This is a genomic window from Rhodoferax sp. P2_H8_2, assembly GCF_056403235.1.
The window spans coordinates 360612-380084 of the sequence record NZ_JBFUFW010000004.1 but is presented as its reverse complement, the minus strand read 5'-3'; the positions used below and the strand labels follow the sequence as shown (position 1 = coordinate 380084).

At 59.9% G+C, this 19473-nt stretch carries 14 protein-coding genes; 6 read left to right on the top strand and 8 right to left on the bottom strand.

All coding sequences use genetic code 11. The features are described from left to right. The first annotated feature begins 126 nt into the window (after positions 1 to 126). Entirely contained in the window at positions 127 to 2988 is a 2862-nt protein-coding gene (locus tag AC1DV6_RS10310; protein WP_477977367.1) for a serine/threonine protein kinase, read from the top strand. A 56-nt stretch (positions 2989 to 3044) separates the two neighbouring features. On the opposite strand, the gene AC1DV6_RS10305 is transcribed toward AC1DV6_RS10310, so the two are convergent. Beyond that, the gene (locus AC1DV6_RS10305; protein ID WP_477977366.1) at positions 3045 to 4250 is read right to left on the bottom strand and encodes an EAL domain-containing protein; all 1206 of its coding nucleotides are present in this window, start codon (positions 4248 to 4250) and stop codon (positions 3045 to 3047) included. A 128-nt stretch (positions 4251 to 4378) separates the two neighbouring features. Between AC1DV6_RS10305 and AC1DV6_RS10300 the strand changes: the two genes are divergently transcribed. From AC1DV6_RS10300 to AC1DV6_RS10290, 3 genes are read left to right on the top strand one after another with little or no spacing between them, the layout of a single operon-like run. Next, positions 4379 to 5305: an SPFH domain-containing protein gene (locus AC1DV6_RS10300; RefSeq protein WP_477977365.1), complete on the top strand. Its 927-nt coding sequence runs from the start codon at positions 4379 to 4381 to the stop codon at positions 5303 to 5305. Between the two features lie 14 nt (positions 5306 to 5319). Next, the gene (locus AC1DV6_RS10295) at positions 5320 to 6294 is read left to right on the top strand and encodes an alpha/beta hydrolase family protein (RefSeq protein ID WP_477977364.1); all 975 of its coding nucleotides are present in this window, start codon (positions 5320 to 5322) and stop codon (positions 6292 to 6294) included. Positions 6295 to 6310: 16 nt separating this feature from the next. Next, positions 6311 to 6502 carry a type II toxin-antitoxin system antitoxin gene (locus AC1DV6_RS10290; protein ID WP_477977363.1) on the top strand — a complete coding sequence of 64 codons (192 nt, stop codon included), beginning with the start codon at positions 6311 to 6313 and terminating at the stop codon, positions 6500 to 6502. A 6-nt stretch (positions 6503 to 6508) separates the two neighbouring features. Here the strand turns inward: AC1DV6_RS10290 and AC1DV6_RS10285 are convergent, their stop codons facing one another. From AC1DV6_RS10285 to hrpA, 4 genes are all read right to left on the bottom strand, one after another. Continuing rightward, on the bottom strand, positions 6509 to 8023 hold the full coding sequence (locus AC1DV6_RS10285; RefSeq protein ID WP_477977362.1) for a hypothetical protein: 1515 nt from the start codon (positions 8021 to 8023) through the stop codon (positions 6509 to 6511). Between the two features lie 87 nt (positions 8024 to 8110). Further along, on the bottom strand, positions 8111 to 8992 hold the full coding sequence (locus tag AC1DV6_RS10280; protein ID WP_477977361.1) for a lysostaphin resistance A-like protein: 882 nt from the start codon (positions 8990 to 8992) through the stop codon (positions 8111 to 8113). 218 nt (positions 8993 to 9210) lie between these two features. Beyond that, positions 9211 to 10380, bottom strand: coding sequence for a DUF4382 domain-containing protein (locus tag AC1DV6_RS10275; RefSeq protein WP_477977360.1), 1170 nt, complete (start codon positions 10378 to 10380; stop codon positions 9211 to 9213). 118 nt (positions 10381 to 10498) lie between these two features. Next, a complete protein-coding gene (hrpA, locus tag AC1DV6_RS10270) occupies positions 10499 to 14533 on the bottom strand; it encodes an ATP-dependent RNA helicase HrpA (protein ID WP_477977359.1) in 4035 nt (1344 codons plus the stop codon). Positions 14534 to 14609: 76 nt separating this feature from the next. On the opposite strand from hrpA, the gene argA reads away from it, so the two are divergent. Together argA and AC1DV6_RS10260 are read left to right on the top strand one after the other, a co-directional pair. Continuing rightward, on the top strand, positions 14610 to 15959 hold the full coding sequence (gene argA, locus AC1DV6_RS10265) for an amino-acid N-acetyltransferase (RefSeq protein WP_477977358.1): 1350 nt from the start codon (positions 14610 to 14612) through the stop codon (positions 15957 to 15959). Positions 15960 to 16039: 80 nt separating this feature from the next. Next, positions 16040 to 16702, top strand: a complete 663-nt coding sequence (locus AC1DV6_RS10260; RefSeq protein ID WP_477977357.1) for a DNA-3-methyladenine glycosylase I — start codon at positions 16040 to 16042, stop codon at positions 16700 to 16702. A 148-nt stretch (positions 16703 to 16850) separates the two neighbouring features. On the opposite strand, the gene AC1DV6_RS10255 is transcribed toward AC1DV6_RS10260, so the two are convergent. The 3 genes from AC1DV6_RS10255 to AC1DV6_RS10245 all read right to left on the bottom strand — a co-directional run bounded on the left by AC1DV6_RS10255 (position 16851) and on the right by AC1DV6_RS10245 (position 19440). Next, the gene (locus AC1DV6_RS10255; RefSeq protein WP_477977402.1) at positions 16851 to 17168 is read right to left on the bottom strand and encodes a lysozyme inhibitor LprI family protein; all 318 of its coding nucleotides are present in this window, start codon (positions 17166 to 17168) and stop codon (positions 16851 to 16853) included. A 655-nt stretch (positions 17169 to 17823) separates the two neighbouring features. After that, positions 17824 to 18036 carry a hypothetical protein gene (locus AC1DV6_RS10250; RefSeq protein ID WP_477977356.1) on the bottom strand — a complete coding sequence of 71 codons (213 nt, stop codon included), beginning with the start codon at positions 18034 to 18036 and terminating at the stop codon, positions 17824 to 17826. Between the two features lie 123 nt (positions 18037 to 18159). After that, on the bottom strand, positions 18160 to 19440 hold the full coding sequence (locus AC1DV6_RS10245; RefSeq protein WP_477977355.1) for an endonuclease/exonuclease/phosphatase family protein: 1281 nt from the start codon (positions 19438 to 19440) through the stop codon (positions 18160 to 18162). Between the last annotated feature and the right edge of the window lie 33 nt (positions 19441 to 19473).

The window sequence follows — 19473 nt, the reverse complement described above, 5'->3', positions numbered from 1 at the left end:
TTACGACAAAGGGCTAAAAAAGACAGACGGATGCCGGAACATCTGTCGCATTCAGTGGCTTGTCCGCGTCTTAACCATTGAAAGCCCAGCAGTTTGGGTTAGCCTACGGATAACTGCACACCGACCATGACCGCCACCTCCTCCGATCTGAAACGCCGATTTGTATTGTTTGACGAGGTCGCAGAGCTGCCACCGGACGAACGCGCGGCGTGGTTCGCAGCGCTTCAGGCCAGCGAGCCCGAGCACGTGGCTGCGGTGCAGGCCATGCTGGATGAGCTGAACCAGTCGTCCAGCCACCCTGATCAATCGCCCAGCCTGATTGGCGTGAGCGCGCGCGAGTTTGAAGCCCAGGTGGATGTGGCCGCTGCACCCGATGCGGGGCCCTCGGTCAACGTAGGCGATGTCGTCGGCCCATGGCAACTGGAACGGAAAATTGGCGAAGGCGGCATGGGCGCGGTCTGGCTGGCGGCGCGGCACGACGGCCACTTTGACGGCCATGCAGCCATCAAGTTTTTGCGCACGGGCCTGGGCAAAACCGATCTGGTGGATCGTTTCCTGCGCGAGCGGCGCCTGCTGGCGCGTCTGACGCACCCCGGCATTGCACGCTTGCTGGACGCGGGCACGCACCAGGCTGAGCCCTACCTGGTGATGGAATACATCGACGGCGTGCCGATCACCGATTGGGCCGGCGGCCATGCGCAGCAGTTGGCACAGCGCATCGGCCTGCTGCTCAAAGTCTGTCGGGCCACTGAATACGCACACGGCCAACTGATCGTGCACCGTGACATCAAACCCTCCAATGTGGTGGTGAGCCACGCGGGCGAACCGGCCTTGTTGGACTTTGGCATTGCCAAGCTGATGGACGACGTAGACCCGGGCGGTGCGACTTCCTTGACGCATCTGACTGGCCGCGGCTTCACGCTGGGCTACTGCGCGCCCGAGCAGGTCACCGGCGAGGCCACTGGCGTTGCGGCCGATGTGTTCTCGCTGGGCGTGCTGGCGTTCGAGTTGATCACTGGTGCCATGCCGTTCGCCGGCGAGAACCGTACCGCCCTCGAACACGCCATCGTGCACAACGAGGCGAAATCCATTGCGAAGGCTTTGCAAAGCCCACCCTCCTCTGTCGCAGGCAGGCCCTCAGACGCTGCACGCGCACTAGGCGATCTGGATGCCATCGTCGCCAAGGCGCTGCGCAAGAACCCGGCGGATCGTTACACCACGGTGGGCGCCTTTGCTGCCGACCTCGAGCGCTGGCTGAACAACTTGCCGGTTGAGGCGCGGCGCGGTAACTGGCGCTACACCACGCGCCTCTGGCTGCGTCGCAACCGGCTGGTGGCGGCACTGGCGTCGGTGGCCTTTGTGGCGGTCAGCGCAGGCCTGGTGGTGGCGCTGTGGCAAACCCAGCGCGCGCAACAGGAGGCCAAGCGCGCGACCCAAGTGGCGGGCTATCTGGGCGAGCTGATCCAGAGCGCAAGCCCCGACAACCATGGCGGCAGTTGGCCCACAGTGCTGGCGCTGCTGGAGCAATCCGAAAAAGACCTGGCCACCAAGTTTGCAGATGACCCGAAAACACACGCCCTGCTGCTGGGGCGTCTGGTGGAAACCAATGACGCGCTGAACCGCGATGCGGTGACCCTGGCGCAACTGGAGCAGCTGCAACAGCTGCTGGCGCAGACCGAATCCGCGGATTCGGATGAGAGCCTGGACACGCTGAAACACAAGGCGCAGATTCTGCGCAGACTCAACCGCGAGGCTGAGGCCGTGGCGATTGAAGAGCCCTTGCTGCCCAAATTTGCTGCGCGCTATGGCGCCAAGAGCGAAGAATACGGAAGATTGTTGCAAGGCTACAGCTCCAGTCTGGCCGGCGTAGGGCGCATGCAGGAAGCCAGAGAGAGCCTGAAGCAGGGCGCGGCGATCATGACCAAGCTCTTTCCCAACGACCTAGCCAAGCGCATCGATGTGGTCAACGACGCCGCCGTGCTGCTGACCCAACAAGCCCTGTGGCGCGAAGCGCTGGAGACGCTGGCCACGATAGAGGGCGACCTGCCTGCCATGGCCAAACTGGGCGGCCAGCAGGTGCGCGATTCACTGATCATGCGTGGCAACCTGGAGGCCATGCGCCTGCGCCTGGGCCAATACGAGGGCATAGAAGCCCGGCTGACAAAAGTCATTGGCGAGATGGAAACCCTTTTGGGGAAGAACAACGCCTTGGTGTTCGATTCCATTGTCCGACTGCAGAACCTGGCCTGCGAGATGGGCCGCTTTCAGGAATGCCTGTCGATCGGTCAAGGGCTGCTAACGCGGCTCCAGGAGCCCGGTACTGCGCCAAGTGCCCTGCTGAATGCGGAGTTGTGGGTATTGAGTCAGCAGGGCCGCATGGGACTGACGAAGCCTGACCGCGCCAAAGCAGATTTGCAGCGCATGCTTGCTGCCGCGCCATCCGCAATACCCGGAGCGGGCGCGGTCCGTGCAGATTTCTACCGCCGTTTGTCGGATGCGGCAGCGGGTGTCGGCGCGCTCGATATCGCTGACAGCGCTCAGGCGCTGGCCCGTGTCGATTTGGCAGCCATCAACAACTCCAACCCCGAGAGCGTCGCCGCCGTCAACCGCACGGCAGCACTCACAGCCTACCTGCGCGGCCAACCCAAGCGCGCGCTGGAGTTGCTGCAAGGCCGGTTTGCGCTGTACGAAAAATCGGCAGAAGGTGATAGCCCGCGCCGCGCGACTCTTTGGTTACAGCGTGCGCTGTTTGAGGCTGAACTGGACCCCACAGCCGCGGCCCAATCGCTTGCGCAAAGCAAGGCCATGTTTGCACGTCTGGGCGGCCCACAGCCGCAGTGGAAAGCGCTGCTGGCCTATGTAGAGCTGCGCGTTGGACCTGACAACGCCAACCCGGCCGCCCTGCGCGCCGCTGAAGACGCGGTGGACAAGGCCTTTGCGCGCCCTCGGCCCACGCCCTGGCGTACACCCACCATGGCAAGCCTGTAGGATTGCTATAAAAACAGGAGCTGCTTACGCACATTCTGTGCGGTCTGCAGCCTTATTTAAGGGTGATTTCCGAGTGCCCATGCCGCGACAGCACTCGCCGGCATCGGCCTGGCAAAGTAATAGCCCTGGGCATACGTGCTGCCCATATCGCGCAGGGCGTTGGCGGTAGCTTCGTCTTCTATGCCTTCTGCTACCGTGCTCAGGCCCAGTTGCCTGGATAGCTCCAGTGCCGACTTGACGATTTGAAAGCTGCGCCCGGAGTCGTGCATCTGTTGCACAAAGGTCTTGTCGATCTTCAGGCAGGAGAACGGCAGCGTCTGCAAATAGCCAAGACCCGCGTAGCCAGTCCCAAAGTCGTCCAGCGCAATACCCACACCCAAATCACGCAACGCATGGATGGCACTGGACACGGCTTCCAGGCTGCTGACGATCACTGTCTCGGTCAACTCAATGCGCAACTCCTGCGCAGGCATGGCGTGTTGCGCCAGGCAGGTTTGAATGCTTTGCACAATGCCCGGCGTGCACAACTCAGGCGCTGACAAATTCACACTCATGAACGGCTGGTGATCACCCTGCCCCATGCAAAAGGACCGCAGCAAAGGCCAATCCGTTGCAGAACGCTGCAGCACCCATTCGCCAATGCGATGCACCAGCCCGGTCTTCTCAGCCAGCGGAATGAATTCGTCCGGGCTGATCATGCCAAGCCGGGGGTGTTGCCAGCGCACCAGCGCCTCAAAGCCCACTGGCACATTGCCGTTGAGCAAGATGATGGGCTGGTAGTGCAGTACCAACTGGTCGGCCGTGATGGCCTCGGCCAGATCGTGTGCAAGCGACAGCGTATGCACCGCCAGCGAATGCAATTCGGCCTTGCCCGACACATCGGAATCGGGCCGTTCGGTGCCGGAAGGCGTACCGCTGGAATTGCGAAAGCGCTCCAGCATCAGGCGCAGCAAATACTGGATCACCGGGTCGGCCCGTGCCAGCAATTCCTCTACGTGGTTTCGGTCAATGCGCACGAGGCGGGTGGGCATCAGCGTGCGCACAGTGGCGGTACGGGCCTGCCGGTCCAAGAGCGCCACTTCGCCAAACATCGCGCCTTCCGTCAGTACGGCAACGCGTTTGGCTGTATCGGCCGGTCCCACCAAAACTTCGACGCAGCCGCTCTCAATGACGTAGGCGGCGTCTCCGTATTCCCCGGTGCGGAACACGACTTCATTGGTGTCGTGTGCTTCGCGGTTCAGTCCATTTGTATCTGTGCTCACTGAATCCCCCTGGCGATATCAACGTATTGTGGCGGCACAGCCGGCGAGAAACCAGAAGATTTCAACGGTGTTTGCATTTTTGCAAAACCCTGCTAAAGTGATATCACTTTGATTTCACCAGGACACATATGAACAAAGCTACCGACTCTGCATCCGGCGCCACTTTGGCTCCCATTTCCGAACGTCTGCGGCCTTCGATACCCGGGCTTCCGATGGTTGGCGTCACGCTTCTGCCGCTGGCCTGGTTTTGCTATGCCTTTTATCTGCTGGTCAGCAAGCAAGTACCGCCCCGAGAGATCTGGCCGCAATTGCTGGTGGTGCTGGCCGTGCCATGGTTCGCGCTGGGTTTCTACATGCTGCAACCCAAGTCCGCCGCCATCCTTAGCTTGTTTGGCGAATACAAGGGTACCGACCGCAGCGAGGGCCTGCGCTGGGCCAATCCGTTCTTCACGAAACGCATCATTTCGCTGCGTGCCCGCAACCTGAACATTCCACCGCTGAAAGTTAACGACCAGCGCGGCAATCCGATAGAAATCGGTGCAGTCGTGGTCTGGGCCGTACGAGACACAGCGCAAGCCGTATTCGAAGTGGATGACTACGAACGCTACGCACAGGTGCAAGCCGAGGCCGCACTGCGCCACCTGGCAGCACAGTACCCCTACGACGAAGGCGAACAACACGGCACGACCACTATCACCACCTTGCGCGGTGCGCAGGATGAAGTGTCGGACGCTTTGCGTGTTGAGCTGGAAGCACGGTTTGTGCGGGCTGGCGTCAGCGTGCTGGACGCCAAGCTGTCGCACCTGGCCTATGCGCCGGAGATCGCCCAAGTGATGCTGCGCCGCCAGCAAGCCGACGCCATCATCTCGGCACGCAGCAAAATCGTGCAAGGCGCGGTCGGCATGGTCGAAGCCGCCTTGAAGGGCCTGTCCGACCGCGAGATCGTCGTGCTGGACGACGAGCGCAAGGCGGCGATGATTTCCAACCTGCTGGTGGTGCTGTGCGCAGACCGCGAAGCGCAACCGGTGATCAACGCCGGCACGCTGTACAACTAAATTAGGCATCGCAGATGAACCGTCTCGCATTCCTACTATTCGCACTCCTCTCGAGCAGCACTGCGCTGTTTGCAGCGGAACAGGCAGTGGAGCTGGAAACGCCAACTGGCGTGATCAACGGCACGCTGACCATGCCGCCGGGCGGATCCAAAGTCCCGGTCGTCTTAATGATCGCAGGGTCCGGACCGACTGACCGGGACGGCAACACGCCCGTGGCTGCTGGAAAGAACGACAGTTTGAAGTTACTCGCAGCTACGCTACGCGACAACGGTGTCGCGTCGGTCCGATACGACAAGCGCGGCATTGCAGGCAGTAAGAGCGCTGCCCGCGCAGAGTCCGACTTGCGCATTGAGGACTACGTCCAAGATGCCGCTTCTTGGATCACAAAGCTCACGAAAGACCCACGCTTCACCGGCGTCGCTGTTATAGGACACAGCGAAGGATCGCTGATCGGTATGCTTGCATCTCAGCAGAGTCCGGCTGTAGCTTTCATTTCGGTGGCAGGCCCTGCAGAGAAAGCGTCCGCCTTACTGCGCCGCCAGCTTCAAGGACGTTTACCCCCCGAACTGGTAACACGCAACGAAGAGATCTTGAGTTCCCTTGAAGCCGGTGTTACTGCCAGCGAAGTTCCCACCTCACTCATGGCTCTGTATCGCCCCAGCGTCCAGCCATATCTCATTTCTTGGTTCAAGTACTCTCCGTCTGATGAAATAGCCAAAATGCGAATCCCTTGCCTACTGCTACAAGGGGGAACGGACATTCAGGTGGGTGTAAATGATGCGGAGAAACTCCACGCCGCCAACAAGACCTGCCTACTAAAGGTCATAGCGGGAATGAACCACGTCATGAAATCAGTTCCCCCAGACAGACAGAAGCAGATCGCTTCGTACGGCGATCCCACCCTTCCTCTCGATACTGAACTCACGCGGGCACTGGCGCAGTTCTTCTCGGGAGAAAAAATGCAGGCTGCATTCGGAGCGCCGCGCTAGCGGTAGCTTTCCAGGCATGGCCAGTCCCGGCAAAAAATCCTTTCCGCTGCGCATTGATCCGAAGCTGTGGTCCGCCGTTGAGCGGCTCGCAGCCAAGGAATTGCGCAGCGCCAACGCGCAGGTGGAATACCTTCTGCGCGAAGCACTGGTGCGCCGCGGCGTGAAGCTGGACGAAGAACCGGAAGCGCCTGAGACGCCAGAAGAGTGAGACTCTCTAGGTAAACCGGCTGCGCACCCAGCCCAGCGCCGCAGCAATCGGCAACGCCGAGCGTGGCAAATAGGCGAGACGCCACAAACCACCGTGGCACGCGTTGTCCATGAACAGCTCCAGCGGATGGTTTAGCGGCACGGATGGATTGGCCGCTGAATCGTTGCAGCGCAAGTCGTGCACCCACAGCGCGGCCATCAGCGCATTCGTGGTTTCGGGCTCAAACACTTCGATGCCAAAGCTGCTGGCGCCTGCAAAGCCTGCGGCCAGTGCCGGGTTCTTCAACACCGACACCGTCGTCGTACTGGGCGCCACATTCAGCGACACGCGATGCCCCGCGGCGCGCTCGACCTGTGCGCGCCACTGCTGCAGCCGCTTGGCCAGCGCGTAGTTAGGCCCCTGCTCTATCACCATGCTGTCGACGACGCCGTACTGCACGCCCTTGTCGCTCTCCAGCAGCGTCTCCACGTTGGGCTGAAAGAAGCGGTCGCCAGTGGCCAGATGCAGCGAGCTTTGCAGCGTGCGCTTGGTGACCTTGCGGGCGGCGTAGGCGTCCATGGAAGCCTGTGCGGTCTCGCGGGTTACCGCAAACATGTCGGTCGGTGTGGCCAGGAATGCCAGAGTAGTGTTCTTGTCTGATTCACAAAGCGCCTTGGCAATCATGTCCATGCCCATCGCCACTTTCACATGGCGCTCGCCGTCCAGATAGGCCAGCGACGCAATATCCAGTGGGCTGGTAAATGTGCGTAACCAAGCTGCGATGTCGGGCGCTTGCGTGATCAGGTTGGCCCCGGCTTGTTGGATCCAGTCACCTGTTGACTCAACTCCAGCGCTTACGGGTGCGTGCAACACACCATTGCCAGCCTGCGCTGTGTCCACCAGCCGCTTCCATACATCCGGTCTATCAATATCCACCGCCACCACGTTGGCTCGCCATTGCATCAGCCAGCGAAACGGCCCGGCCTCACTGCCCGCGCCCAACAGCACCATCGTGCGATCCGACAGGTCAAACCATTCCGGATGTGCGATGCAGCGCTCCAAAGCGCGCGCAGCGGACGGCTCGATGATGCCGCGCGCTTCCCAATCCGCAATCTTGGCGTGCAGGCGTGGACCCGATAAATTTTCCCCATCCAGCGGCACGGTCCAGGGCGCTGGGGCCGCGTTACTGCTGCCGGTGACGGTGTGGGTGGTGAAACGGTTTTGCCCCGCGGCCAGTGCTTCCGTCAGCGAAATATCAGGCTGCCCGTTCGTGCTCCAGCACATGTTTTGCCAGGCGCTGTCCAGACCGTTTTGCACGCTTTGCATCGCGACTTCGCTGGATGCCAAGCTGCCTTCGACCAAGCTACGGAAATAGGCGGGGTAGGTACGGCGCCAGTGCTTCTCTTGCATGGCGGCATGCGCCCGCTGCGCAGCGACTGGACCAAGTGCCGCAGCCAGAATGTTGGCGCCAGTGCGCGTAGTGCTGCGCGAACCGTCCGCACCCAATGGAAAAACAATACCGCCCTGTTCCGCTGATGCCATGCATGTCTCCTTCTTCTACGTAAGCCTTGCGTGACTTTTCACGCAAGGCCAGTGTAGTGCGCTTGCACAGCGTGCGCTTTGGGACTATCAACGCTTCCAAATGGGTTGAACAATGCGCCCCATACGCTGGGCCAACACCAGCAACACAACGCTGGCCAGGATGACGAATACCAGATCCACTGCCGAGCCTTCCAGACCGAAGGCTCCACCGGTCAACCAATCGGGGCCGCCAAGCTCGGTCACCAACAACCCCTGCTTCACTTCATGGCCAGACACGGCCAGCGAGAAGATACCGTCCTGAAAGAAGTTCCAACCCGCATGCAGGGCGGCACACAACCAGATGCGTCCCGTCAGCAGAAAGGCGGCAGCGAAAAATACACCTGCCACTGCGATGTCGGCGATGCCCAACACAGAAACGTTGTCATTGACCATATGCAACGCGCCAAACACCAGACCCGAGGCCAACAGCGCGAGCCAACTGCCCAGGTACTCTTGCACGATCCGGAAGAAGATCACGCGCATCAACATCTCTTCCAGTATGCCTACGGTGATGTGCATCATCAACGGCAACGCAATGATGGCGGCCGTGGTACCCGGTGCGAACGACATGGCGCGCACCCCACCCAGCACGGCGATACCGACCAGGGAGATGCCAACCATCAACCCGCCCAGTAAAAATCCTGCTCCGTATTCCTGCAAAGCGGCCGGGAGTGCCAGCTCTGACACCTCGCGCTTTTCTATCTTGAGAACATAAAACGCATACGACAAACATCCCACACCAACCCCAAGCAACTGGCCTATGCGCGAGAACAGCTTTTCCTCAAAGAAATGGGTGGCCCCGGCCTGTATCAGCAGGAAAGGCACCATGAAGAAGATCAGGGACAGAAGGATACGGGTTAAGGGAAAGTGCAGGATGCGTTGCGCCAGCGGTGTCGCAGAAAAGCCGCCCAGATAAATGGCAGGGGTCATGTGTTCTCTCAATAGTAGAAGGGGGAGGACAGGGGTCAGATGCTTGTCCGATGGGGGCGACTGTAGGGTGTGCACCAGACCCGAACCAGAGCCATGCGACGAAGTGCAGGAGCCGCGGTATAGCTCTCTATATGGTGTGACCGACCAGTGAATCCATTCGCGCCGACCAAAAAAAAAGCGCTTTGCAAAAGCAAAGCGCTTAAGGGCCAACAAGACCCTCAGGGGAACGTAAAGTTTGCGGAAATAGTTGCGCCAGAAGTCAGGATACCCAGCACAGCGGTCTTTTCCGCAAAACCGGCCAAACTTGCACCCAAGGTGTATTTCCCGGTTGCTCCAACATCTGCGGCAAAAACCAATGTATTGGGAGAGGCCACATAGGGAGCAACTAGTGGAGAGGTGGTTGGCAGTGCAAATTCGTAGACGCCGTTGGTGCTATCCACAAATTTTCCGGCTACATCAACCGTGACTCCACCCGTCAACGGTTGCAGCACACGGACATAGGTATCCGCAGTCGCAGTGCCGGAAACCGTTCCAGTTAGCGAGACCGGAGACGTAAATGCCGCACCGGTCGTGTTCACTGTCGTCACCGTCTCTGATGCCACCACCACACCGGTCACCACCACCGTGCTGCGGCCTGGCGCAGTCACCACCAGCGAGTAAGTGCCAGGAGCAACCGGTTGCAATGTAAATTTGCCGGCACTGTCTGGAACGGTTGCCTTCACTACTACACCGCCCTGCTGCAAGGAAACGCGGGTATTGCCGTTGGCAAGCGTGGCGACATCAACGTAGCCCGCTACACCGGATGTGTAACGGGGAATCACGGAGATCACCGGTTTGAGCAGGTACTGGCCGGAGCCCCCCGCTAAGACAATCGATTTGCAGGCATCAAAGTCGATAACAAAATCTGCCATCTTGTTGGCTGCGATATCAATATCCACATTCGCCTTGATCCCCGATTGCGCACCGCTGGGGGCTTTCAATGCCACCTCTGCGCCGCCCGCGGGCACCACCGAATTCAGCAACGGATTGGCCGCATCATTGCTAGCCAAAACCAGACGCAGTTGTGTGTATTTTCCGGACGGCAGAGCGGTCTGACCCATTTCGCTCAACAACCCGTTGTTCAGTGTCAAAAGATCGACGCGTTTCGCAGGATTGAGAACCACTTCTGACCAGCCAGAGTCTGTGTCGCTGGCGCTGGCGCTCTTGTGGACCCGGATTTTCTGGATGGTTACGTTCACTACGTTGTAGCCACACGCCGGGGCATCGGTCAGGGCAAACCGCAAGCTTCCATCAGAACCGCTGTCGGAACTACCACCACCGCCTCCACAGGCGACCAAACCCGCGAGAACAACGCCCAATACCGCATTGACTTTGTGAAACAGTTTCATATGAGACCTCCATAGAGCTGTCATTCCAACCACCAAACGATGGCTGTCGACCAGAGGCTACGAAGTGCGGTTTGACGCGTCTGTGCGGTTCAACACAAAACCACACAAGACGGCCAGTTCAGCTTGACAGCTGGGCCCAGGCCTTATCCAGGCGCTTCACACTCACGGGCTGTGGCGTGCGAAGCTCCTGGGCGAAGAAACTGACGCGCAGCTCTTCGAGCAGCCAGCGGAACTCCTGCATGCGATCGTCCACCGCGCCCTTGCGCTCGGCGACCAGTCGCCAGTAGCGCTGCTCTTGCGGGCGTAGCTCGGTCATCCGCGCCGCGTCACGCGCGGGGTCGCCGCGGTACTTTTCAAGGCGCAGCGTGATGGCCTTCAGATAGCGCGCCAGATGCTGCAGCCGGTCCCACGGCGTGGCCTGCAAAAACTTCTTGGGCATCAGGCGGTTGAGCTGCTGCTGCGCGTCGGTGGTTGCGTCCACGGCGTTCTTCGTGTCCTTGATCTTGCGGGCCGCGGTGGCGAACTCCAGCAGGATGGTGCTTGCCATGCGCGCTACCTCGTTGGCGATCAAGGTCAGACGCCCCCGCCCCTCCTCGATGCGGCGCTTGAAGGCGAACTCATCGGTGGGCAGTGGGTCCAGCAGAAAGGCACGGTCCAGCGCCACGGCGATGATTTGCTCGCGCAACTCTTCAATCGTTCCACCACCACTTCCGTTGTCCGCCTTGCCCACGTTCATGTAGGCCACGGCCATCTTCTGCAGATCGGGAATGTTCTTCTCCAGGTACTTCAGCGCATCCTTGATCTGGATCGCAAACAGGCGGCGCAAACCGGCGCGGTGTTTGGCGGCGGCCACTTCGGGTTCGTCGAACACTTCGACCGTAACTGCATCGCCCGCATCGATCAGCGCGGGGAAGCCGATCAGCGTCTGCCCACCCTTGCGGATTTCGAGCAACTCGGGCAGTTCGCCAAAGGTCCATGCGGTGAACCGGCCGTCCAGAATCGATGGCGCGTTGCTCTTGGGTGTTTGTTTGGCTGCTGCGGTTGCTACACTATTAGGAGCTACTTGCGCACGTTCTGCGGGCGCTGCAGGCCGATTTGCCTCTGAATTTTCTGCAGCTTTCGCTCCATCCTGCGCCAGCTTCATGCTAGCCAGCGCTTGAAACGCACCACGCGCCTGCGAGCCCAGCTCGGCCTTCAGCGCGCCCAAATTGCGCCCGTGCCCCAACTGGCGACCATGCTCATCCACCACGCGAAAGTTCATGAAGAAATGCGGGCTGAGCATGTCAACCTTGATGTCGGCTTTGACCACATCGACCGAAGTCGCATCACGCACCAGCTTCAGCAAGGCGTCCACCAAGCCGCCGCTGCCAAACTTCTCGGGTGCATTGAGCGCCTCGGCGAATTTGGTGGCGGTCTCCGGCAATGGCACCAGCCGCGAACGCGGCCGTTGGTGCAGCGTCTTCAGCAACGCCTGCACTTTGTCCTTCAACATCCCGGGCACCAGCCATTCACAGCGCTCGTCGTTGACCTGGTTCAGCACAAACAGCGGCACAGTCACCGTCAGGCCGTCGCGCGCATCGCCGGGTTCGTGCAGATAAGTCGCCGCACAATCCACACCACCCAGCCGAATCGTCTTTGGGAACGATGCGGTCGTGATACCCGCCGCCTCATGGCGCATCAGCTCCTCACGCGTCAGCTTCAGCAGCTCTGGTTGCTTCTTGACCTCTTCACGGTACCAGCGTTCAAAGCTGTAACCGCTACACACGTCAGCGGGTAACTGCTGGTCGTAGAACGCATAGATCAACTCGTCGTCCACCAGCACGTCCTGGCGGCGCGCCTTGTGTTCCAGGTCTTCGACCTGTTTGATCAGCTTCTGGTTCGCGGCCAGGAATGGCAGCGTCGTTTCCCACTCCTTGCCAACCAGCGCTTCGCGGATAAAAATTTCCCGCGCGCCGTGCATGTCAACACGGCCATAGTTCACCTTGCGCCCGCTGTAAACGACAATACCGTACAGCGTGGCGCGCTCCAGCGCCACAACCTCGGCGGCCTTCTTTTCCCAATGCGGGTCGAGCAATTGCTTCTTCAACAAATGCCCGCCCACGTTTTCCAGCCACTGTGGCTCGATGTGCGCGATACCGCGACCGAACAGGCGTGTGGTTTCCACCAGTTCAGACGCGACGATCCACTTGCCTGGCTTCTTGGTCAGGTGCGCGCCGGGGTGGGCAAAGAACTTGATGCTGCGCGCACCTAGGTACTCGCCGTTTTGCCCTTCTTCCAGCTTGCAGCCGATATTGCCCAGCAGGCCGGACAACATGGACAGGTGCAACTGCTCGTAGCTCGCGGGCGTGGTATTCAGGCGCCATTTGTGCTCGGCAACCACGGTGTGCAGCTGCGAATGGATGTCTTTCCACTCGCGCACACGCCGGATGTTCACAAAGTTTTGACGCAGCAACTGCTCGTATTGGCGGTTCGACAACTTGTGCGATGGACCCGATGGCGAGGTGGCTTGGGGTGCGCGGGTGGCCGATATTGAGCTACGCGACGAGGACACCCGCGTACCCCGAGCTGCCGCGTCATCGGCGTAGCCGGAGGAAGTGCCTCCCCGCGCATCGTGAATCCATTTCCACAGCTTCAGGTAGCCCGTGAACTCGCTCTTCTCGTCATCAAACTTCTGGTGCGCCGCATCGGCCTGCTGCTGCGCCTCCATGGGCCGGTCGCGCACGTCCTGCACAGAGAGCGCAGACGCAATCACCAGCGCCTCATCGAGCGCCTCGCGCGAACGTGCTTCGAGCAGCATGCGCCCAACCCTCGGATCCAGCGGCAGCTTCGACAACTCGCCGCCAAGCTGCGTCAGTTCATTCGCATCATCCACCGCACCCAACTCATTGAGCAACTGGTAGCCATCCGCAATCGCGCGGCCACTCGGGCGCTCCAGAAACGGGAAGTCTTCGACGATGCCCAGATGCAGCGACTTCATTCGAAGGATGACGCCGGCCAACGAGCTGCGCAGAATTTCTGGATCGGTAAAGCGCGGCCGGCCGTCAAAATCTTTCTGGTCGTACAGGCGAATGCAGATGCCATTGGCGACCCGGCCGCAACGTCCGGCGCGCTGATTCGCAGAGCTTTGGCTGATGGGCTCCACCAGCAACTGCTCTACCTTGCTACGGAAACTGTAGCGCTTGATGCGGGCTGTACCTGCGTCAATGACGTATCGGGTGCCTGGAACCGTCAGCGACGTTTCGGCCACGTTGGTCGCCAGCACAATGCGCCGCCCGGTGTGGCCGTCAAAAATACGGTCCTGCTCGGCAGGGCTCAGGCGCGCAAACAGCGGCAGCACTTCCGCGTTGCGCATCACCGGGCTGTGGCTCAGGTGCTTGCGCAGGTGGTCCGCAGCCTCACGGATCTCGCGCTCGCCGGGCAGGAACACCAGGATGTCGCCCTGGTTATGCGGATCGCGCCAGAGCTCGTCCACGCCATCGGCAATCGCGTTGTTCAGGTCGTATTCGCGACTTTCTTCAAAGGGCCGGTAACGCTGCTCCACCGGGAACATGCGCCCGGAGACCATGATGACCGGCGCGGGGCCTTTTTTGGATGCAAAGTGGTCCGCAAAGCGCTGCGCGTCAATCGTGGCCGAGGTCACGATGATCTTTAGGTCCGGCCTGCGCGGCAGGATCTGGCGCAGATAGCCCAGCAAAAAGTCAATGTTCAGCGAGCGCTCGTGCGCCTCGTCGATGATGATGGTGTCGTAGTTGTTCAGCAGCGGGTCGGTCTGCGTCTCGGCCAGCAAGATACCGTCGGTCATCAGCTTGACCGATGCATCCCGAGAGAGGCGGTCCTGAAACCGCACCTTGAAACCCACCACATCGCCCAGCGGCGTCTTCAGCTCTTCGGCAATGCGTTTGGCCACCGATGAGGCGGCAATCCGCCGCGGCTGCGTGTGGCCAATCAGCTTGCCGCGTTGCCCTTCGGGGTAGTTGAGCTTGCCCCGGCCCATCGCCAGCGCGATCTTGGGGAGCTGCGTGGTCTTGCCTGAGCCAGTTTCCCCACAGACGATAACCACCTGGTGCGCCGCTATGGCTTCCATGATTTCGTCGCGTTTGCCCGACACGGGCAAGGTTTCCGGGAATTCGATTTTGAGGGACGTGGCTGTCAAGGCAATAACTTCGTAGAGAATCAAGGATTATCCCAGCCAACGCCCTCCCCAGCCGCCCTATAGCCACTCTGACCGCATGACCTCCGTATTCAACTTCACCTTTGTGCCCTGGTTCCGGTCGGTCGCGCCCTATATCCACAAGTTCCGCAACCAGACCTTTGTCGTCGGTATCGCGGGCGAGGCAGTGGCTGCGGGCAAGCTGCACCACTTGGCGCAAGACCTGGCGATGATCCAGAGCATGGGCGTGAAGATCGTGTTGGTGCACGGCTTTCGCCCACAGGTAAACGAACAACTCAAGGCTAAGGGCCACACGCCCAAATACAGCCACGGCATCCGCATCACCGACGAAGTGGCGCTGGACTGCGCACAGGAAGCCGCAGGCCAGTTGCGCTACGAGATCGAAGCCGCGTTCAGCCAGGGCCTGCCCAACACGCCCATGGCCGACTCCACGGTGCGCGTGATCTCCGGCAACTTCATCACGGCGCGCCCGGTCGGCATCGTCGACGGCATTGACTTCCAGCACAGCGGTCTGGTGCGCAAGGTAGACATCGCGGGCATCACCCGCACGCTGGACATGGGCGCAATGGTGTTGCTGTCGCCATTCGGGTTCTCGCCGACTGGCGAAGCGTTCAACTTGGCTATGGAAGAAGTCGCTACGTCCGTCGCCATTGCATTGCAGGCCGACAAGCTGATCTTCCTGACCGAAGTGCCCGGTATCCGCATCGACCCAACGCAGCCCGCCAGCGAAGACAACCCCATCGACACCGAGCTGCCACTGGCCGCCGCAGAAAAGCTGCTCAAAGAGCTGCCTACGGCCAACCAGCCGACTGATACCGCGTTCTATTTGCAACACTGCGTCAAGGCCTGCAAGGCAGGCGTGGAGCGCAGCCACATCATTCCGTTCTCGGTCGACGGCTCCATCCTGCTGGAAGTCTATGTGCACGACGGCATAGGCACGATGGTGATTGACGAGAAACTGGAAGAGTTGCGCGAAGCGACCGAAGACGACGTCGGCGGCATACTGCAACTGATCGAGCCATTTGAGAAAGACGGCACGCTGGTCAAGCGCAGCCGCACCGAGATCGAGCGCGACGTTGGCAACTACACCATCATCGAGCACGACGGCGTGATCTTCGCCTGCGCCGCGCTGTACCCCTACCCCGAAGCTAAAACGGCCGAGATGGCCGCGCTGACCGTGTCGCCCGAAGTGCAAGGCCAGGGCGACGGCGAGCGCGTGTTGAAGCGCGTCGAACAGCGCGCCAAGGCCGCGGGCCTCGATAGCATTTTTGTGCTGACCACGCGCACGATGCACTGGTTCCTGAAGCGCGGCTTCCAACAGGTGGACGCCGAATGGCTGCCCGAAGCACGTAAACGCAAATACAACTGGGACCGCAAGAGCCAGGTATTGGTCAAGAAGCTGAGTTGATCGGCTTGCACGCCGGGCCCATGGCCTGTAATCCCATATACTGTAAATATCATCAGTATTTGTGATTCGCCGTACTAAACATGCTTGACGACACTACCGCGCCCACCGGCCTTTTCACCGACGACAGCAACGCAAGCCGATGCGTGTGGTGCCGCGCCACGCCCAACTACCAGCACTACCACGACAACGAATGGGGCTTCCCGGTCGACAGCGACTCACGCCTGTTCGAAAAGATTTGCCTGGAAGGTTTTCAGGCGGGCCTGAGCTGGCTCACGATATTGAACAAGCGCGAATCCTTCCGCCTCGCGTTCGCCGGTTTTGACATGGACCGCGTCGCATTGTTCGATGAGTCCGACGAAAAACGCCTGGTGCTTGACGCAGGCATCGTGCGCCACCGCGGCAAGATCGCCTCCACGATCAACAACGCCAAACGCGCCCAGGAAATGCGCGCTGAGTTCGGTTCACTCGCCGCCTACTTCTGGCGCTTCGAACCCGACAACGCCACCCGACCCGAACACATCACCCGCCAGACCCTGAGTGGCATGACCACCTCCGCCGAGTCCATCGCCCTGTCCAAAGACCTGCGCAAACGCGGCTGGAGCTTTGTGGGCCCAACCACGATGTATGCGTTTATGCAGGCGATGGGACTGGTCAATGACCACCTTGAGGGGTGTGATGCGCGGCAGAGAGCGTTAGACAAGCGCGCCGGGTTCAAGTTGCCGAAGGCACACAAGACTAAGTAAGTGCAGATGTCGGCTTCAGGCTGTTAGCGGTCTTCTTACTCGCTCCAAAGCAGACACATTCGGCAGCGTTCACGGGCAAAGTAATTGACGTTCCGTTTGCAGCACGCCCAAGCGCCCGTATGGCGCGGTTCGACTGAAGTGTGAGCTTTCACCGGGACTCTGAATCTCGCATTTCGAAGCACGGACCTTGATTTCCATTGCATTTCAGGATCTCAGAAAACTCCTTTTCGCGTTCCTCTGTCATTCCCTTCCAACACATGGCGATTGCTACTCTACGGAAGCTGCCTCCTTCCCAATCGCCTGTGGAGAACACGCATTGAGAATCGCGAAACTCTAGCCACGCTCTCTGTGATTTGCGCAGAGCTTCCTTGATGTCGTTGCTCGACAGACGTCGCATCAGTTCTCGATAGGTGTCGTTTAGAGCGACGTCCTTCTCGTAGTACCCGTACCAAGCACAAAGTGCCATGTCACCGTTGCCATCGCATCCCTTAACTATTTCCGCTCGGATTTCTTTTTCCGTGTAGCCGTGGTTTCCCTTCGCCATAGCACGAATAGCTCTGTCATTGGCCCACGAGTGTGTCGTGGTGAGCAGGAGAAGGACGAGGGTAGCGAATAGTTTCATGGTGAAAACAGGTATAGAAATCGACAAACCGGCAAAATTTCAAAATTGAGTCAACACATGGATTTGCCAATTTTCACTCCGACGATGGAGCGTGGATATCCCCCATATGGGGGATATTCCGAGATGTCCGCTTCCGCTGCATTGGAGTCATGCAAGCTCATGACCCAGCTTGAATCCCATTCTCTGACGCCGCAGTATCCCGTTTGACCAAAACAAGATTTTCATGGGTTCCGGTCAGCAACAGAAACATTGCAAAGATGGGTCCCGGCATATTTCTGGGGTCGGTCGCACTTTCCAGTGCCTGCCAAGTTCTTGACTGCACCCCCCCCCTACTGCCGCTCTGCACCGGATATCCCATAAGCGCTGCAGCATCCACCTGACTCAGTCCAGCCCTGACTCGTGCAGCTTTGAGTTCATCCCCGGTTGGGCTTGGCATATCGATCCGGAGAGTCATGCCGACAGGTTCATGCAGAAGCCGGACAAATGTGCTGTTGGCCCGCTAAGTTCCACATTTCGGTGCACACACCGCATGTGATTTACCCAACAGGTTCCTGGATTTGAGCTCAGCCCGCAGCCGGTGCTTGCCACACAGGAAGCACGACATGGTGGAGGCACCAAGGTTGGCCGATCCTGCGAACGGTGAGCCAGAGACCTTGGCCTTGTAGCGAAGGCCGTCGCCCTGAATCTTTGTGTGGGTGGTGGGCTTGCTCATTCCTCCATTTTACGTGCTCAGCGGACTTAAGGTACGTCGAGTGCGATTCCATCCAAGCTGCGATTGGTTAACTACTGCCAGCTCAGACGAGACGAGCGACGACTGCTCCCGCTGAAAAACAGCCTAGAGCCCCAACGTCACCAAACTAGGACAGTGATCAGACGTCGCCAACACGGGATCGCTCTGCCCCTCTGCTGGCGCAGCGGACCGGCCTGTAGCGCCAATAGAAATCTTGCGTGATTCGATCACTTTGGTCTTCAGGTCGTCCGACACCAATGCCTGATCTAAAGCAACGGCATTGCGGCAGCCCAGTGCCTCCTTGTAGCCCAGCACAGCGAGCTCGCGGCGGGGGACGGCCTCGGTCTTGGAGCGGGCGCACAGCGCTTGCGTAGCGGCGTCGCCGGGGCAGCTCAGTTCCAGCAATGTGGCTTTGCTGGTGGCGGGTAATCCATCGTTGATCTCTTTGTAGAAATTTTGCGTCAGCACGTTGGCGGGCAGTGGCTGCGTCAGATCGGTGTTGCCATCGGAGCGCACGGCTTTGGCACCGGCCACTTCATGCAGCTCGTGCCACAGGTTGCGGTTGAAGTCGCCAATGACGACAAACGATGCACCACCCGCACCTAGTTTTTCAAATGCGGCTTCGAGTGGCGCGACTTGCTGTTGCAAAACCGGGCATGGGTCGTTCGGGCCGCTGTTCACATCGAGCTTGCCGCGGTCCAGTGGCGATACGCATCCGGATTTCAGGTGCACCGTCAAGAAGCGGATCAGTTGTCCATTGACCTTTAAGCCCATCTGAAAACCGGGGCGCACTTGCTGGTCCAGCGGCAAATGCGGCAGCGAGATCGCGTCAATGGCTGTGCAAGCCTCGGCAGGCTCGCCCAGTTCTTTCTTCCATGCGAATGCCAAGCGTTGAACCTTGTATTTGCTGTCGAACGAGCAGACGCGGTACTGGCTGGCGTAGTCGCCCAGGGCTTCGATCACGGCCTGTGTGCCAGAGACCTCCTGGAACGCGATCACGTCTGGCGCGATGGATTTGCCAATGACTTCACCAATCTGCCAGTCGCGCTGCGCCCAGGATTTGGGTGTGACGATCAATTTCTGCCGGTCCGCTTCATAGACGCCGCAAGGCGGCATCACCGAAAGATCAACGCCTTCGACCTTGGCGCGCGGCTCGTCAATCAACCAGCCGACGGTGCCGGTGGCGGCGGGCTTCCAGACGCCGTCTGCAGCGTCCTTCTGATAGGTCTTGCCACACTGGCCCAACCATTGGGGCAGCTCGGCTTTGGAGATGTGCCAGCCGAGGTTCCAGCTGGCAACACGCAAAGGTTGCGCGGCTTGGGCCGGTGGCGTGAGGCCCGCAAGGGCAATGAAAGCTGTGGAAAGAATTTGAATGGTCGTGCGCATAGTGTCCTCTGGCAATGCCCCAGATTGTGACGC

Coding starts and splice junctions, on each gene's coding strand:
- AC1DV6_RS10310 (WP_477977367.1), top strand. CDS start 127: ATGACCGCCACCTCCTCCGATCTGAAACGCCGATTTGTATTGTTTGAC.
- AC1DV6_RS10300 (WP_477977365.1), top strand. CDS start 4,379: ATGAACAAAGCTACCGACTCTGCATCCGGCGCCACTTTGGCTCCCATT.
- AC1DV6_RS10295 (WP_477977364.1), top strand. CDS start 5,320: ATGAACCGTCTCGCATTCCTACTATTCGCACTCCTCTCGAGCAGCACT.
- AC1DV6_RS10290 (WP_477977363.1), top strand. CDS start 6,311: ATGGCCAGTCCCGGCAAAAAATCCTTTCCGCTGCGCATTGATCCGAAG.
- AC1DV6_RS10285 (WP_477977362.1), bottom strand. CDS start 8,023: ATGGCATCAGCGGAACAGGGCGGTATTGTTTTTCCATTGGGTGCGGAC.
- AC1DV6_RS10280 (WP_477977361.1), bottom strand. CDS start 8,992: ATGACCCCTGCCATTTATCTGGGCGGCTTTTCTGCGACACCGCTGGCG.
- AC1DV6_RS10275 (WP_477977360.1), bottom strand. CDS start 10,380: ATGAAACTGTTTCACAAAGTCAATGCGGTATTGGGCGTTGTTCTCGCG.
- argA (WP_477977358.1), top strand. CDS start 14,610: ATGACCTCCGTATTCAACTTCACCTTTGTGCCCTGGTTCCGGTCGGTC.
- AC1DV6_RS10260 (WP_477977357.1), top strand. CDS start 16,040: ATGCTTGACGACACTACCGCGCCCACCGGCCTTTTCACCGACGACAGC.
- AC1DV6_RS10255 (WP_477977402.1), bottom strand. CDS start 17,168: ATGGCACTTTGTGCTTGGTACGGGTACTACGAGAAGGACGTCGCTCTA.
- AC1DV6_RS10250 (WP_477977356.1), bottom strand. CDS start 18,036: ATGAGCAAGCCCACCACCCACACAAAGATTCAGGGCGACGGCCTTCGC.
- AC1DV6_RS10245 (WP_477977355.1), bottom strand. CDS start 19,440: ATGCGCACGACCATTCAAATTCTTTCCACAGCTTTCATTGCCCTTGCG.